Genomic DNA, 17,181 nt, shown 5'->3' on the forward strand with positions numbered 1-17,181 from the left:
ATTTTTCAGGCGCTTAGTGTCATAGTCAGTGGACTATGCTGCGGAAACTGCGCTCCCTTGCCCTCCTCTCGTTCATTGGTTCTTCCTTTCTCCCGGCCCAGGTCAAATCTACAAGTGCCGACCTTGTCGTGTATGGCGCGACGGCCTCAGGAGTTGTAACTGCGTACACCGCCGCGAAGCAGGGCATGAAGGTCGTCCTGCTCGAACCTGGCACGCATGTCGGTGGCATGGTCACCGGCGGTCTCTCCGCCACGGATGTGGCCTACTTCCCAATCATTGGTGGCTATGCCCGCAAGTTCTACGTCGAGGCAGCGGAGCACTACGGCGTCCACACCCTCAGTCATCACGATGACTGGCTGAGCGAGCCGCATGTCGGCGAAGAAATCTTCAACCGCTGGCTGAAAGAGAGCGGCGTACAGGTCCAGTTCGGTACACGTCTCAAGGAGCGCAGCGGCGTCCAGAAAAAGGGAACACACGTGGTCTCCATTACCACCGAGGACGGCAAGGTCTGGAGCGGCAAGATCTTTGCCGACTGTACCTACGAAGGTGACCTGATGGCACAGGCCGGCGTGAAGTACATCGTCGGACGCGAGGGAATGGAAGTCTACAACGAGAACCTGGCAGGCGTTCGCGAGGACACCCCCATGCACCAGTTCCGCTGGAAGATCTCCGCCTACAACGACAAGGGCAAGCTGATGCCCGAGGTCGAGTCGGTGCCCATGGAGCCGAATGGCAAGGGCGACAAGAAGGTGCAGGCCTATAACTTCCGCCTCATCCTCACGGACAACCCCGCCTTGAAACTGCCCTGGCCTAAACCGGCCGACTACGATGCCTCGCGTTTTGAGCTCCTCCTTAAATATGTACAGCAATGGAAGGAACACATCGGCAAGGAGCCGACCTTCCGGGATGTCGTGAACCCGGTCTTCATCCCCAACCATAAGGCTGACTTCAACAACAACGGTGCCTTCTCGACCGACTACCTCGGCAAGAGCTGGACCTACCCGGATGCCTCCTATGCCGAGAGGAAGAAGATCTGGGACGACCACATGCTCTACACCCAGTCGTTCTTCTATTTCCTCTCCACGGACCCGCGTGTTCCCAGACCGCTTCAGGACAGTGTCAATCATTGGGGTCTCGCTAAGGATGAGTTCACCGATACCGGCAACTGGCCGAACCAGCTTTACGTCCGCGAAGGCCGCCGCATGGTAGGGCAATACGTCATGCACCAGGCCGACCTGCAGACCGAGCGGACCAAGCCGGATTCCATCGGAATGGGGTCGTATAACAGCGACTCGCACAACGTGCAGCGTGTCGCCCTTAAGGACGGCTCAGCGCGTAACGAAGGCGATATGCAGGTTCCTGTAAAACCCTACGAGATCGCCTTCGGAACCATGATTCCCAAGGATGATCAGACCGACAACCTGCTGGTGCCGGTTTGTTTTTCCGCATCGCACGTCGCGTACTCTTCGGTCCGCATGGAGCCGCAGTACATGATGATCGGCCAGGCTGCGGGTGATACCGCATGGCTTTCCCTCAAGTCGGGTGTACCGGTCAGCAAGGTCAGCGTCCCCGAACTTCAGAAAACTCTTCACGCACAGGGTGCGATTCTCCATCTTTCCGAGCGCTCGAAAGAGGGGCCAGAACCGCCTAAGTAGTTCTATCTAAAAGAAGTGCAACGTAACGTAACAGCTTGGAACTTCTCATCGACGCGTAACAAACTGATAGTTCATTGCCGTGAAGATTTGATGCCGGTGGCGGTTCTCTAAAAACCACACCGGTCTTCTTCCAGAGAGGCCTTAAATGAAAGCACCATCCATTAGAAAAGCTGCCGCACGCATGGTGGCTCTGCTCGTTGTTCTGATGACATCTGCCTATGCAATCGCTCAGATCGCCACCGGAACTATTACCGGTCGTGTTACCGATCAATCGGGCGGAGTCGTAACGGAAGCCGATGTCTCAGTCATCCGCCCGGATACCGGGCTCGTCATCAAGACCAGAACCAACGCCTCCGGCATCTACTCGGTTGGCTCGCTCAACACCGGCGACTACACCGTTGAGGTCACTCACCCTGGCTTCGCCACCACTCGCTCCGCAACCACTCTCGCCGTCGGACAGACCTCGCAGGTCGACATTGCTCTCGGCGTAGGCGCCGTCACCGAGATGATCGATGTCCAGGGCGATGGCTCTGCGCAGCTTCACACGCAGGACTCCACCCTGTCCTTCGTCGTCGGCGCGCGGCAGGTTTCTGACCTTCCTCTGAATGGACGCAACCCGTATGGCCTCGCCGCTCTTTCCCCCGGCATCGTTCCCGGCGGAAACTTCGGTGCTGGTCTCAGTAGCACACGCGGAGCCGTCGTTGCCGCAGCCACCAACAACTTCCAGTCCAACGGTGGCTACGGCGGATCGAACGAGATCCTGCTCGACGGTCTTTCCGTTATCGTCTGCTGCCAGGGCCAGCCCCCGCTGACGCCCTCCGTTGAGATCGTCGACCAGTTCAGCGTCATCACCTCCGTGCCCGCAGCCCAGTTTGGCCGCTCCAGCGGCGGCATCCTCAACATCGTCACCAAGACCGGCACCAACCGCCTGCATGGCGACGTCTATGAATACTTCCGCAACGACCAGCTGGATGCGGCGAACTTCTTTACCAAGCGTACTGGTATCTATCCCATCCCGACCCGCAAGGATTTCCGCCTGCCGCGTAAGTTCAATCAGTTTGGCGGCTTCGTCAGTGGTCCGGTGCGCATTCCGTGGCTCTACAACGGCCACGACAAGACCTTCTTCACCTTCGGATACGAGGGCCAGCAGAACCGCAATTCCACCTTCGCTACGATCACTGTGCCCACTGCGCTGGCGCGCCAGGGCATCTTCACGGAAGCGCCGAAGCCGATCTACGATCCGAACAATGTGAACAACGGAACCCGAACGATCCTTCCGGCTGCATGTGGTGGCGGCACCTGCTACTCAGCCGGCCGCTACGTGGCCAACATCAATCCCGTGGCGGCAGCTCTGCTCCCGTTGATCCCGGCGCCGAACGCTTCGGGACTCGTGAATAACTACAGCTTCTCGCGTGGCATCAGCGATACGGACCACCAGTTCAACTTCCGCGTGGACCACAACTTCACGCCAACGCAGCGTACGTTCGTGCGTGGAACGCGCTCTACCAATAAGCACCATGAGAATGACCTGTTCAATCGGGCAGATGGGCCTTACGGAATCAACCAGAAGATTACGGCGTACTTGTTTGCGCTTGGGCATTCATGGACGGTATCGCCGTCGCTCCTGGTGCAGTTCTCCTATGGATTCAACTTCCAGCGGAATCAGCAGATCCCGCAGAACATTGGACCGAATCCTGGTAACTATGGCTTCTCCTCCACCTTTGCTTCGCAGCAGCAGGTTTCTGGCATTCCCCTGATTCAGCTGGGTGGTTTGCAGCAGATCGGTAACCAGGCTGCAGCTAACTACTTCACGCACTTCGCGCATATGCTTGGCGGTTCCGCCATTCTGCAGCGTGGTAATCACACGTTGACGTTTGGTTATGACGGACGCTTGAACATTGAGAATACACAGACGCTTGCCAACCCGGCAGGAAGCATCTCATTTGACTCAGCGCTCACCAACGGTCCGGGAGTGAATGACACGGTGCCTGCGAACCAGTCGCAGTTCAACTCTTTCGCAGCCTTCCTGCTGGGCGCTCCGACAACCTCGAACATCACCCGCCAATCGACCATTGCTTTGACACAGCCGTATCATGCGTTCTACCTGCAGGATGACTGGCGTATCCTGCCCTCACTCACGCTGAACCTCGGCGTGCGTTACGACCTGGAGTTCGGCTTCAAGGACCGGTACAACCGCTGGGCCGATTTCGACCCCAACGCAACCAACCCCCTGGCACAGCAAACGGGTCTCTCCTTCACTGGTGGAGCCGCGTATGTTGGAACTGGCAACTATAGCTCACGCTTCTTCAAACCAGGTAAGACATCCGTCGGTCCGCGTGCAGGCTTCTCTTGGAAACCGTTGGCCAATACCGTTGTGCGTGGTGGATTCGGCATTCTCTATATCCCCACGACGCAGCGCGGTTACTCTGCCGGAACGATGGGCTATTCGCAGCAGACGACCTTCCAGACGGTCAATACTGCGTCACCTGCCAACACCTTTGCCAATCCGTTTCCGACGGGAATTTCTTACCCTGCTGGAGCGGCTGCCGGAGTGCAGGTCGCGAATGGTGGTTCGGTCAACGCTCTTCTCTATAACAATCCAATCTCCTACCAGGAGCAGTGGAACTTCGGCATCGAGCAGCAGCTTACGCGCAAGCTGATTATGACGTTGAACTACGCTGGTGGACACGGTGTACATCTTCCCATCAACGGACGCCCGAACGATCTTCTGCCAAGCCTGTTCGGTGCGCCGGGAGATCAGAACCAGGTTGCCTACCTGCAGGCGAATGTAACGAATCCCTTCCAGGGGAAGGTTTCGCCGGGATCTCTCAACTCTCAGCCAGTCGTTCAACGTATCCAACTGTTATCGCCCTTCCCGCAATATGGAACGAACAATGCGATGCAGAACTATTCGCTGACGTACCAGTATCAGGGGCAGGGAACCACGAGCTTCAACGGTCTGCAGGCAGGCCTGCAGTTCCGCGGCAAGAACGGTTCGGGATCGGTCTTCTACACCTGGTCGAAGCTGCTGGGTGATGTCAGTGATCTTACGAATGGATTCCTGAACAGTACCGGCAATCCGTCGTATCAGAACTACTATCTCCGCAAGCAGTATGAGCGCTCGAACCTGGCAACGGACGTGCCTCACCGCATCGTGGGCAGCATCACGTATGCGCTGCCTTTCGGCAAAGGACAGTTCTTCGGAAGCAATGTGCCTGGGTATGTCAACCAGGTTATTGGCGGATGGCGTTTGAACCTGATCGCTTCTGTCCAGTCCGGCTTTGCTTTGAATATCGGGCAGAGCGGTGGGGCAGCATTCTCAGGAGCTCGTCCGACGTACACGGGAACTGCTTCTCCGCTGACCAGCGGCAACACACACAATCGGCTGGGGGGCACCGGACAGACTCAGAGCTATCTGAATCCAGCGGCCTTCCGTTTGAGCCAGTCGTTTGAGCTTGGCAATGTGCCTCGCTCTGCGGCGGCGATCCGTGGTCCCCTTGGCTTCCAGGACGACCTTTCAGCCATCAAGGAATTTCCTATCCACGAGGACATCCACCTGCAGTTCCGTCTGGAAGCCTTCAATGTGCTCAATAAGGTACAGTTCGGTCTTCCGAATGGGACCTTCAACACCTCATCCTTCGGTCAGATTACATCGCAGGCAAACACACCCCGCAATGTACAGCTGGCTTTGAAGCTGATGTTCTAACACGCACACTTTACTGGCCGGGCCGAAGAGAGAGGTCTCTTCGGCCCCTTCTTTTGCGCGCTCCAAACAGAAAGCCTTCGCTTCTAATACTGAAGCGAAGGCTTTATCTTCTGGATAGAAATCTATGCCAGCCGATTGCTGGCGATCACAGCCTGGTAGAACTCGTAGGACAGCTTCGGTGTCCGCTTCTGCGTCGCGTAATCCACATACGTAATGCCGAAACGCTGCGAGTATCCCATCGTCCACTCAAAGTTATCCAACATACTCCAGAGAAAATACCCGCGTACCGGAATTCCTTCCGCGGTTGCTCGCTGCAACTGGGTCAGATAGTTCCGAAGCAGATTAACCCGGTCCGTATCCAGAACGCGGCCATCCGTCAGAGTGTCATCTGCCGCGCAGCCATTTTCCGTAATGTAAATCTCCTTCAGACCCCACACATCGCGCATCAGACGCGGGGTCCAGTACAGTGACTGCGGATTGTAATAAAGCCAGTCAGCCGTTAGGTGCGGATAGGAGGCAGGACGTTTCGGAACGATATATCCATCCTCGTTGTCGGCAGCCATTACCTCGGTCGTGGAGTAGATGTTCACTCCATAGAAGTCGAGCGGCTGCGCAATGGTCTTCATCTCTTCTGAAGTGAACCGTGGAGCGTCGGCGCCGAGCTTGCTGAGATACCGCTCCGAGTACTTGCCTTCCAGCATTGGAACTTCGTACGCCTCGTTGAAATGACGGATCGCTTTCTTAGCCGCTGCAATGTGTTCAGGTGTTTCGACAACAGGCATTGCCCCATTCGTATTCTGTGCAATCCCAACGCGGGCTTTACTCGCGTTCGCCCGGATCGCCTGCACAGCCAATCCATGCCCCAGCAATGCGTAGTGCGATGTCTGGGCAAGCTGCTTTGGTGTGGATTTGAGTTTAGGCGCGTGGATAGGATTCTCGCTATATGCCAGGTTGATATAGCTGTTCAGCTCGTTGATCGTCATCCAGTAGCGAATTCTGTCGTTCAACTGCTTTGAAACATAGCTAGCGTATTCGCCAAAGGCCTCTGCCGTCTCACGGCCACGCCAGCCCGCGTATTGGTCTTGCAGCGGCTGAGGCAAATCCCAATGGAACAACGTGCAAAATGGCTCAATGCCATTGGCATGCAACTCGTCAATCAGCCGCTTGTAAAAGTCCAGACCTTTCGGATTCGCAGAGCCCTTGCCTTCAGGAAAAACGCGTGGCCAGGCAATGGAAAACCGGAAGCCCTTGACACCCAGGCGCTTCATCAGCTGGATATCTTCCTTGTAGCGGTGATAAAAGTCATCCGCCACATCGCCGGTATCGTTGTGGACGATTGCCCCGGGAAGATGCGAGAACGTATCCCACACAGACGGCCCACGGCCGTCTTCCTTTACAGCGCCCTCCACCTGGTATGACGCGGTTGCAGTGCCCCATACAAATCCTTTTGGAAAAGCGAGAGCCTGCGGAGCACTGGAAGGTTGGGGTGCAGCGATGGCCTCGGGCAGAGAGAGCGCGAGAGGCGTTGCAGCAAGAAGAGAACTGGATTTCAAAAAATCGCGGCGGCGCATTCATTCTCCATGGTTCTGGTTTCAAACTGTATCTACCGGATCACTTAACGCCTTAGGCGTCTAACAATAGTTTCTCCTAAATAAATCGCTTAATCCATGGTTATGCGAACAGCAGCGAGCGATAGTGCAGAGCTAACTCCAGATAATGTCGCAGCCTGCCGTGGATGGTGTGCACGATCTGTGCAATTCAATCTCTTGCAACGGCTCGCTTTGCATGAATAGAGCGAGCCGCATTTGGATAGCCACCCTAGAATGGGAGCAAATGGCCAAAACAGAATCTCTCGAAACGGACATCCGCTGGTCTCCGCCTCTGCGGTTGACCTTTCTTTGGGTCTCGAGCTTTCTGTTGTTCCTCATGCTTCCTTTGGACTGGCATTTCTGGCGGGGGTTGAAAGGGCTAGCACCGTGGCAGATATGGTTTCATCTCGCCACGTATCTGCCCCACTTCATCCGGGCTCCTCGCTGGGGGATTGCGAGCTTTCTGAATATCTGGCTATGCCTTGCCGCGGGATTCTTGTTGGGAACCCTTGTTTCCTGGCGTTGTGGTGAACGCATGGCTTATTCGAACGCCTATCGCTGGATGAGAGCCCTGCTGCGCTATCGCCTGGCGCTCGCGCTTTTGGTTTACGGTCTGCTGAAGATCTTCATGCTGCAGTTTCCATTGCCCACGGTCAGTGATCTGAATACGCAATACGGCGACCTGATGCAGTGGAAGATCTACTACCTGACCGTTGGTGTAGGAAAAATGGGGTATCAGCCTCTTCTTGGAGGTCTGGAGATAGGCGCAGCCCTGCTGCTTTTATGGAACCGTACCGCCATCATCGGAGCCTGCCTGAGCGGCGCCATGCTGACGAACATCGTTCCGGCCAACTTCGCCTATCAGTTCGGAGACCATGTCTTCGCCACCATTCTGATGCTGTTCGCGGCAGTCATTGCAGCACATGATGGCTGGCGGCTGTTGCATCTGCTGGTATTGCAAACGGCGGTCAAGGCCGACCGTACCAAAGATCTCTCCCTCCTCATGCCGCGTTTGGCCATGTGTGCCCGTGGAGGTATCGTGACTTTCGCCATGCTCTTTGCCGGTTCACTTTCTATCGGCCTACGCCACTCCCGCTGGCCATATCCGGACGAGGCAGGCATGGCCGGTATGGCAGGCGTCTACAACGTGCGGGAGTTCTCCCTGAACGGCGAAGTATTGCCCTACACGCTGACCGGCAATCGCCGCTGGCAGGATGTTGTCTTCGAAGACTGGAACACCTTCAGCGTACGCGTGAACCGCCCCATGACCATTGAAGTCGCCAAACCCTCCATCGACAATCCGGAAGCACAACGACTGTACGAGATAGCGGGGAACGGCGGACGGCATTTTTACAGCTACCAGGAAAACGCCGCCACTCGCACTCTGCTGGCCAAAGGGAAGAACGATCCGGCGGAAATACTCTCGCTGCATTACAGCAAGCAGCCTGACGGAAGCTTTGTTCTGGAAGGGAAGGAGGCCAGCGGGGCAAAGCTGCACATCGTGTTGGAGCGGGTGGACAAGAGATATCTGTTGGACGCAGGCCGTCGGAGACCAATCAGCCTTTATTAAGAAAGAGCGGAGGGAAAGTGTTGGATACACATTGCGACGAATACCGCCTGGCGTCCTCACGCCCTGACGATCCCGCTCAGCGGCCCTGGACCGCCGCACAGCTCGTCCTCTTCCGTATCTATTTTCTGCTCGTAGTACAGGTCATTCTTCCGGTGCAGCCCAGTCGCTGGAAGCGTTTCTCGCTGATACGCGACCTGCGTGATTTCGTGATGTGGCTGAACCCGTTGCCTTCAGAGCGCTTCGGTTATGTGACGGTTGCAGGGGACAGCGGCCGCTACGGCATCGGAAGCTTCGCTTCATGGGGCATCGCAATCGGGGCGGCCGTGCTTGGTGGCTTGATCTGGACATGGCTGGCACGTAACAGCAGCCGCCGGGAATATCACAAGCTCTATTACTGGACGAATCTCTGCAATCGCTACTTCCTTGCGCTCAACATGCTGGACTTCGGATACATGAAGTTTTTTCCAGAACAGATGCCCTTTCCAACCATCGCTAACCGTCACACGCTTTTCGGAGAAATCGCAGCCTTTCGTCTCTATTGGCATTCGGTTGGCCTGGTCACCTGGTACCAGGTATTCCTGGGCTTTATGGAACTGATAGGCGGAGTACTGATGCTGTTTCGACAGACAACTGCCATCGGCGCGGTGGTGCTCTGCGGCATGCTCTTCAATATTGCGCACTCGAACTTTGCCTATGATGGCGGCGTGCAGGTCCACAGTGCAACGATCTCGCTTCTCGCCGGATTTCTCTTTGCGGAATATGTTCCTGATCTATGGAAGCTGCTGATCAGGCGCGAAGACGTCATCCCATGGCACTATCATCCCCATTTCGATGTGCCTTGGAAAAAGATCGCGTTCTATGGCACACGCACGGCAGCATGGATATTTCTGCTTCCGGTCTATGGTTATGTCCGCTACGACCTGCACTACAACACGAATATGGGCAAGGAACCGAAGGCGCCAGGCATTCCTGGAACCGTGGGTTTTTATCAGGTCACCAGGTTTATCCGCAATGGAGAAGAACTGCCTTACTCCCCACTTAGCCCGGTCCGTTGGCAAAGCGCCAGTTTTGAAGCTGCCAGTACCTTTGTCTACAAGGTGAACTGTGCAATGCCTGTCCGTCTCGATAACGGAGCCGACACCTTCTGGGATATCGAGAAGCGATACGAGATGGCGGGCTTTGCGGGAGGCCGCAAATACCTCTTCTACGATTACGATCTTTCAAAGCAGTTGCTTTTCTTGAGAGACAAAAACATTCTCACCCTGCACGAGCGGCAGCTTTATCCAGGCGCCGCTGCGGCGAAAGGCTGGAAGCCTGCGAAGGTACTGACATGGCACTACACTTTTCCGGAAAAAGGACACGTAACCCTCTCAGGTATGGATGAGGACGGTACCACCATCGAGGCTGACCTGGAACTCATTGAGGAGCAGCAGGCGATTCACATCGATTCACCCGTCCAGGGCCAACCCCTGCACTACGATCGCACCTTCTATCGGCGCATTCCCATGTCCGATAAAAGCTTTGATGGATACGGAGCATCGCCCGCGCAAGGCCCGAAGTAGGACAATGGACTGGTGGACAGTTTGAATCCAGAATGGGATGCCATTATCGTAGGCGCTGGGCCAAATGGCTTCGCCGCAGCCATTACGCTGCAACGTGCCGGCCTGCGCACTCTGCTGCTTGAAGGGGCTGCCACGACCGGTGGAGGCACGCGTTCAGCGGAACTCACGCTCCCAGGCTTCCTTCATGATGTTTGCTCTGCAATTCATCCCATGGCGGCAGTTTCTCCCTTCCTGCGGTCGCTGCCGCTGCAGGAACTCGGCCTCACTCTCATTGAGCCTCCCGTGCAGGCCGCTCATCCTTTTGACGATGGTGAAACCGCCGCACTCTATCGCTCACTTGCCGAGACAGAAGCAACACTCGACGACGCTGATCGTAGCCGCTATCACCAAACCTTTGCTCCACTGGTAGAGGCATGGCCCAGGCTGATCGACGATGTTTTGGGCCCGCTGCATCTCCCCAGGCATCCCATGGACATAGCCCGGTTCGGGCTACAGGCTTTCCGTTCCGCAAGCAGTTTTGTCGGGCAGTTCAGCGGTAAAAAAGCAAAAGGGCTTTTTGCTGGAATGGCGGCACACTCCTTCCTGGAACTCGACCAGGCCGCCTCTGCCGCCATAGGTCTTACGCTGTCGATCGTCGGCCACACGAACGGGTGGCCAATTCCAAAGGGAGGATCGCAGAGCATCGCGACGGCTCTTGAGCAGTATTACCTTTCCCTTGGTGGCGTTCTGCACACCAATACAGAAGTAAAGTCCCTGGCTCAGCTTCCCACTGCTCGCGCTGTGCTCTTCGATCTCACGCCAAAGCAGTTACTGCGTATCGCCGGAGAAAGTTTTTCAGACTCCTATCGCGGAAGACTGACGAAGTATCGCTATGGGATGGGAGTCTTCAAGATGGACTGGGCGTTGAGTGGGCCCACTCCTTTTACAGCGGAAGCCTGCCGCCTCGCCGGCACCGTACACATCGGCGGCACCTTTGAAGAGATTGCCCGGTCGGAATCCGATGCGGCGAAGGGCCGCCATAGTCAGCGCCCTTTCGTGTTGTTTGCGCAGCAGAGCATCTTCGATGCGAGCCGCGCACCCACGGGCAAACACACAGCCTGGGCATACTGCCATGTGCCCAATGGCTCTACGGTCGATATGTCTGAAGCCATCGAGCGGCAGATAGAGCGTTTTGCACCGGGTTTTCGTGACCTGATTCTGGCTCGTCGCACGGCAAACACCGCCCAGATGGAGCTCTACAACCCGAACTTCGTCGGAGGAGATATCAATGGCGGGGCCATCGATATCACGCAACTCTTCACCCGGCCCGTTGCAGCAATCTCGCCGTACCGCACCTCAGCCAAAGGCATTTATCTCTGTTCTTCTTCCACCCCCCCGGGCGGTGGCGTGCACGGTATGTGCGGCTACCACGCGGCTCTACGCGCAATGAAAGATATTTTTCCTGGGACGCTGCCAAAACACGGCTGAGGATTGCTTTGTGATCAGTTGGAGTTTCTTCTGCTCTTTCGTAGAGCTGCATTCGGCTTGCACCCTGATCCCATTTCAAAGGCGCAGCCACATTGAAAACGTGACCGTCTATCCACTCTTAGCAGCGAAGCAATACCAAAAAAAGAGACATGGAAGCTGGTACAAGCCTTCCATGTCTCTTTTCAAGGGGATCTCCTACCAAAGAAAGTCGATGATTGGCAGCTCCTTTGAAAGATCATTCGAAGGTTGAGCAATGATCGTTTCGCCGCGTAGCGTAACGTAGACGGCCTTCGTGCCGTTTACAGCAGTCAGAAACGAATCGCGGACAGGAAGTCCCTGTGGCTCTTCCGAAAGTGGATTGCCGTTCACTGTGACAGGATCACGTTCGCGCGAAAAGTAGCCTTGCGGACGAGAGATGAGCAGAAGCTCTGCTCCCGCCGGACGAGTCGCCGTATCGCGGGGAACCGGAGCGAACCGCAGGTTCAGCAATGCTGTCGACCGTGGCAGGGGGGCTTTGTAATAGCGGACATGACGACCTTCCATCTCCAGGTCGAAGCAGTACTCCTGCGTGGAAGAAGCGTTGAACGGCCCCCATTGCCCATCCGCACTGGTGGTAACGGCGTACAGGGGGGCTGCATCGCCAACGCCGTCTTTCCCAACAGCAAAGATCTTGAGATGAATCCCCTGCAGGGGCAGGTTCGTTGGAGCAATGCCGGCAAACCCTGTAACGACGCCGGAGATTTGTACCGTGGGCTCAGGCTGTACGGTGAGCGTTTTGGGTTCTGCTCCAGTAACAAAGCGGAACATCTCGCGGAAGGCCGCAGGTGCAAAGGCGAGCTCACGGTGGTCCAGGTTAGGAAGAACCAGGTTCGTCCCTCCGCGTAATGCGGGGCCATCGAAGCTGATGCCGGTACTGGTTTGCGGCGCCCCGGAGGCGATGCCTGTGGGTTGCGCATATTTATCCAGCTTGTCGCTCCGCAGTGTCAGGAAGCGGACGCCTGCAACGACTTCATTGCCATCTTCACCGGCCTGGTTCAGGTCTTGCAGATAGTGGCCGCCACCGTTGAACTCTCCGTTCGGGTTAGCGGTTGAGACAAGGACACCATGATTTGGTGTGCCTGCAAGAATGGCCGCTGCCACATTGTTGCGGCCGCCACCATGTTGAATGTAGTTGCGGATGGTAAGGCCTCCTCGACTGCTGCCTACCAGGATGACCTTGCTGCTGTGCGTCTCAAGCAAAACCCGGGTGACTATGCTGCTCAACTCCGCTGCCGCATCCACGGTAGAAGAACGGTTCGCTTCCGGCTTGGTGTCATCCGTACGCGCCGCGGGATTTGAGAAGCGGATGGCATAGAGCCGGTCCTTGGGATAGCCATTCGACTCAAACAGCCAGAGGATGCCAACCCATTTGGCCGCATCGTCTCCGTTGCCGTGAACAAAGACGATGGGGTAGTTGGCTTCCGCCTTCGGAGCGGTGTTCTGCCCGAAGGTCGGAAGCGTAACAAGAATCAGCACAGAGGCCAGGAAGAAGGTTCGTCGATTCAGGATCATTAAAACTGCACCTTCAGAGCAAACTGGAGCTGACGCGGAGGATAGGTGGAGGTGATGACACCGAAGGTGGCGTTGGAGATATTGCCATCCGGTGCAGCGAAGTTAGAGCGGTTGAAAAGATTGAAAGCCTCTGCACGGAAGAGTAACCCAATCCGTTCCGTGATGGGGAAGCGCTTCGAGATGCCAAGGTCAGTCTGGTAGAAAGCGTATCCACGGACCGTGTTGCGACCCGAGTTGCCGAAAGGGCTGTAGTAGAGCGGGACGCTTACGTTGGCACGGTTGAGGTAGTTGGTGGGGCTGCGTGTACCTTCCGGTGCCAGCACGGAGCCGCTCACGTCCGGACGATAGCTGTTGCGGCCAAGGACGGAGAGCACCGGCACCACCTGCTGCTGTGCGTTGGCGGTGTACGACAGGGTAAAGGGTTCACCGGAGCGCATGTTGACGATCGTATTTACATCCCAGCCGCCCAGCGCGTAGTCGAGAAGACGTGAAGTATTGGCAAGGTAGCTGCGTCCACGGCCGAAGGGCAGCTCATAGACAACGCTGGTGACATTGTTGAAAGGACGGTTGTAGTTGGATATTCCATGGTCAGCCTGGACGTTGTTGATGTTCTGCACGCTGGTACCGTTGCCGTTGTTGCTGTCAAAGGCCTGCGATGCGATATCAAGCGTCTTGGACCATGTAAAGCTGTTCAGGAAGTAGAAGCCTTTTGAGGCCTGCTTTTCGAGTCGGATCTGCAGACCGTTGTAGCTGGAAGTGCCATAGGGCAGTGTCGCGGCGATGGAGCTGAAGGCCTGGTTGGGGCGGCGCAGCTCCACGTTGGTGTTTTCGTTCAGCGCGTTCGGGCGAGCCTGGTTGATGTCATTGATGATGATCAGGTTCTTGCCATTGTTGCCGACATAGCCTACATCGATAAGCCAGCGGTATGGAAGTTGTCGCTGTACGGAGACGTAGTAGCTCTGCACCTGCCCGGACGGCGTATCGCGGGGAATGTACTGCACCGTGCTGGCGCGGGGATTGAAGGTGGCCGACGAGGTAAAGTCTGCCGGGAAACCCTGCTGCGTTGTACGGAAGGACGACGCCCGGGGATCGGACTGCGTTACCGTGGCAAGGATAAAGCGCGGTGCGTTGTACGCAAGGTAGCTGGTGCCCGTACGGTTGGTGTTGATATAGCCCATCGAGAAGCCGCCATGCACAACCGTGCTGGGACTAACGCTCCACGAAGCTCCGATGCGCGGAGCGAAGTTGTTGGTGTCCATATTGACCAGGGCGCGATCATAGATCGATCCGGACTTCGCCAGAATCATGGAGTTGCTGACGGGATCGTAGTTGGAGAGCAGGTTGTCCTTTTCATAGAACGGAGTCACCAGTTCGTAGCGCAGGCCAAGGTTGAGTGTCAGGGTCTTATGCAGCTTCCAGTCATCCTGCGCATAGAAGAAGCCAGCCTGCTGGCGGTGATTGACGTAGCCGGGGTTCACAAGCTGGTACTGGTTGCGAGCTCCATAAAGAAAGTCGGCAAGGCTATAGAGTGCCTGGTTGGCGCTGATCTGTGCTGCCGTAACCGTGCTGCCATTCGGCAACAGCGTGCCAACAGCAGGGGCAGAGAAGAGGGCGGAGTAAACATCACGTCCCAGGATCGGATTGACGTCGAGGGTGCGCACACCCAGCCACTGGTACTCTGCGCCGGCCTTCAGCGTGTGAGTGCCAAAGATATGCGTCAGGTTAATCTTGGGGTCGTAGAGCTTTGGGTGCTGAAACTGCGGACTTGTGGCCTGGCGTCCCAATGCGCTGAAGCCAATAAGCGTTTCAGAAGAGATACCGCCCGTATAGGCAGGGTCCGTGGGAAGGCCAGGGATGCCGAACAGGTCCAGCATGCTGGGTCCGCCGGCCAGCGGCGGGCTCTTTCCGGCAGAAGACTGCGAGTAACCGAAGCCCACATCCAGCAGGGTACGATCGCTGATCGTCCAGGTCAGGCCGGCGGCCATCGCCTGGATCGGAACGATCTGTGTGCCATTGCCGCCGCCGCCTGCCAGGCCCGTAATCAGGCCCGGATCAAATACATTGAACTGGCTCTGATCGTAACGGCCGAAAATGCGGATCTTATCCGACATGTAATGGTCAATGCGGATGTCGCCCTTGTTGCGACGATCGGTAATGCGATAAAGGCTGGTATAGTTGGCTCCGCTGGTGGCAGAGGTGAGCGCAGGAAGCGCCGCCAGCACCGTGCTGGCGAAACGGATGATATCCGTGGAGGGAATACGTCCATCGGCATACAGTGCGCCGGTATAAGGGTTCCGCACGGGCACACCAAGCGATCCCTGACGCTGAGAGATCGTAGGCAGCGTCGCTGACGCAACAGTCGAAGAGACCTCGCGATAGCCTTCATAATCGGTAAAGAAAAAGGTCTTGTCCTTCCAGATCGGTCCGCCAAAGGTGAAGCCAAACTGGTTCCGGTTCAGACGAGGCTTGCCGTTGGACGCCTTGAAGTATCCGTTCGCGTTGAATTCTGTATTGCGAATGAACTCCCAGACAGTTCCATGAAACTGGTTTGTGCCACTGCGCAGGCTGGCGATGATCGTGCCGCCGCCACTGCGTCCGTACTCCGCTGGCTGGTTATTGGTGATCAGGCGGAACTCCGCAATGGCGTCTGGCGGCGGCTGCACAACCTGGTTTGCAAATCCCTGGTTCGAAGTACCAAAGTAGTTGTTGTCCAGGCCGTCGAGAACAAAATTATTCGTTGTGCTGCGCAAACCGTTTACGTTGAACGATCCTTCACGGAACGAACTGCTGGTGCCGTAGGAACTGGGGGAGCGCATGACGCCTGTGCTCAGCAGCACAAGGTCAGAGTAGTAGCGTCCATTCAGGGGAAGTTCGCGGATCTGTGCGGAACCAATCGTCTGGCCGCGGTCCGAGCTGTCAATCTGGACCAGCGGAACACTGGCCTGCACGTCCACCACCGTGAGTACCTGCTCCGCGTGAAGCTGGAAGTCGACGCGCTGCCTGGAACCGATTGTGAGGTCGAAGTCCTGGCTCACCTGCGCGCCGAAACCAGCATGCTCGGTACGAATGTGATAACGCCCAATGGGCACGGATGGAAATTGAAAAACGCCGCTTGCGTCCGAAACAATCGAGAAGCGGGTCCCACGATTCACATCCTCGAGCGTGATCTTTGCGTCTGAAACCGGAAGCTTTGCTTCGTCGGTAACGCTTCCGAGCACGGCGCCCGTATCGAACTGGGCAAGACCTGCGACAGAGAGGGAGATGAGGCAGACCAACAGAGTAAATAGTTTGCGCATGGGGGCGAACCTAAAGTCGCAAGATCAACCGTGGATGTAGTCCCGGTTACGAAGCTGTAAATTAAGTAATTACTTACTTTTTCACGTAATCGATTTGCACCGGAACCCGTCTGTGTGGTTTTCTGGGAGTGGAAAGCATGAAGGGTCCTGAGAGACGCGCGCAGCTCATTGAAGAAGCAACTAAACTCTTTTCACAAAAGGGTTTCAATGGAACCACAACCAAGGAGATTGCGGCTTCAGCTGGCATCAATGAAGCCCTGATTTTCAAGCATTTTGAGAATAAAGAGGCGCTTTACCGCGCTGTCATTCACGAGTACGTGGAACGCTCTCAAAGGCAAGGCTGGCACGATGGCATCCGCGACTGCATGCGGCGGAATGCGGATGCAGACCTGTTCCGGAAGCTCATCTCATACGTCATCGAAGCCTATCGGGCTGAGCCGGTCATGCAGCGATTGGTACTGTTCGCCATTCTTGAGGGATACCACGAAGAAGCAGACCGCGCCTGTCATCTGCCGAAGACGCTGCAGCGGGAAGTCATCCAGTACATCGTCCGCAGGCAGGGTGAAGGGAAAATTGCCCCGATGGATCCTGCCGCGGCCTTCCAGATTCTCTTCGGCATGTCCCGCAGCTATGCCATCGGAAAGTATGTCTACAAGCTGAAAGAAATGAAAGTCTCCGACGCCAGTGTGGAAGAGGAGTTCACACGCTTTGCCGTGAGAGCTCTTGTGGTGGAGTCAAAGCGAAAGCGTCGCCATCCATAAGGATATGGATGGCGACGTGAAAGA

At 56.3% G+C, this 17,181-nt stretch carries 9 protein-coding genes; 6 read left to right on the forward strand and 3 right to left on the reverse strand.

The features are described 5' to 3' along the window. The first annotated feature begins 35 nt into the window (after positions 1-35). Positions 36-1,655 carry an FAD-dependent oxidoreductase gene (locus OHL13_RS05085; protein WP_263409019.1) on the forward strand — a complete coding sequence of 540 codons (1,620 nt, stop codon included), beginning with the start codon at positions 36-38 and terminating at the stop codon, positions 1,653-1,655. A 145-nt stretch (positions 1,656-1,800) separates the two neighbouring features. After that, on the forward strand, positions 1,801-5,361 hold the full coding sequence (locus tag OHL13_RS05090) for a TonB-dependent receptor (RefSeq protein WP_263409020.1): 3,561 nt from the start codon (positions 1,801-1,803) through the stop codon (positions 5,359-5,361). Between the two features lie 122 nt (positions 5,362-5,483). Here the strand turns inward: OHL13_RS05090 and OHL13_RS05095 are convergent, their stop codons facing one another. Further along, positions 5,484-6,932: a GH1 family beta-glucosidase gene (locus OHL13_RS05095; protein ID WP_263409021.1), complete on the reverse strand. Its 1,449-nt coding sequence runs from the start codon at positions 6,930-6,932 to the stop codon at positions 5,484-5,486. A 145-nt stretch (positions 6,933-7,077) separates the two neighbouring features. On the opposite strand from OHL13_RS05095, the gene OHL13_RS05100 reads away from it, so the two are divergent. Genes OHL13_RS05100 through OHL13_RS05110 form a run of 3 tightly spaced genes read left to right on the forward strand, consistent with a single transcriptional unit; the run spans position 7,078 to position 11,549 of the window. Beyond that, positions 7,078-8,520 (forward strand): hypothetical protein, encoded by a 1,443-nt coding sequence (locus OHL13_RS05100; RefSeq protein ID WP_263409022.1) that lies wholly within the window; start codon positions 7,078-7,080, stop codon positions 8,518-8,520. Positions 8,521-8,537: 17 nt separating this feature from the next. Next, complete coding sequence (locus OHL13_RS05105) at positions 8,538-10,082, forward strand: hypothetical protein (protein ID WP_263409023.1); 1,545 nt, start codon at positions 8,538-8,540, stop codon at positions 10,080-10,082. A gap of 21 nt (positions 10,083-10,103) precedes the next feature. Next, a complete protein-coding gene (locus OHL13_RS05110) occupies positions 10,104-11,549 on the forward strand; it encodes a phytoene desaturase family protein (protein WP_263409024.1) in 1,446 nt (481 codons plus the stop codon). Positions 11,550-11,744: 195 nt separating this feature from the next. Here the strand turns inward: OHL13_RS05110 and OHL13_RS05115 are convergent, their stop codons facing one another. Together OHL13_RS05115 and OHL13_RS05120 are read right to left on the reverse strand one after the other, a co-directional pair. Continuing rightward, positions 11,745-13,100, reverse strand: coding sequence for an alpha/beta fold hydrolase (locus OHL13_RS05115; RefSeq protein ID WP_263409025.1), 1,356 nt, complete (start codon positions 13,098-13,100; stop codon positions 11,745-11,747). Next, the gene (locus OHL13_RS05120) at positions 13,100-16,396 is read right to left on the reverse strand and encodes a TonB-dependent receptor (protein ID WP_263409026.1); all 3,297 of its coding nucleotides are present in this window, start codon (positions 16,394-16,396) and stop codon (positions 13,100-13,102) included. The genes OHL13_RS05115 and OHL13_RS05120 overlap by 1 nt, the downstream gene beginning before the upstream one ends. 137 nt (positions 16,397-16,533) lie before the next feature. Here OHL13_RS05120 and OHL13_RS05125 point away from each other — a divergent pair, with 137 nt between their 5' ends. Continuing rightward, positions 16,534-17,157: a TetR/AcrR family transcriptional regulator gene (locus OHL13_RS05125; RefSeq protein ID WP_263409027.1), complete on the forward strand. Its 624-nt coding sequence runs from the start codon at positions 16,534-16,536 to the stop codon at positions 17,155-17,157. Positions 17,158-17,181 lie beyond the last annotated feature (24 nt).

The organism is Terriglobus tenax (assembly GCF_025685395.1).
Taxonomy (GTDB): Bacteria; Acidobacteriota; Terriglobia; order Terriglobales; family Acidobacteriaceae; genus Terriglobus; species Terriglobus tenax.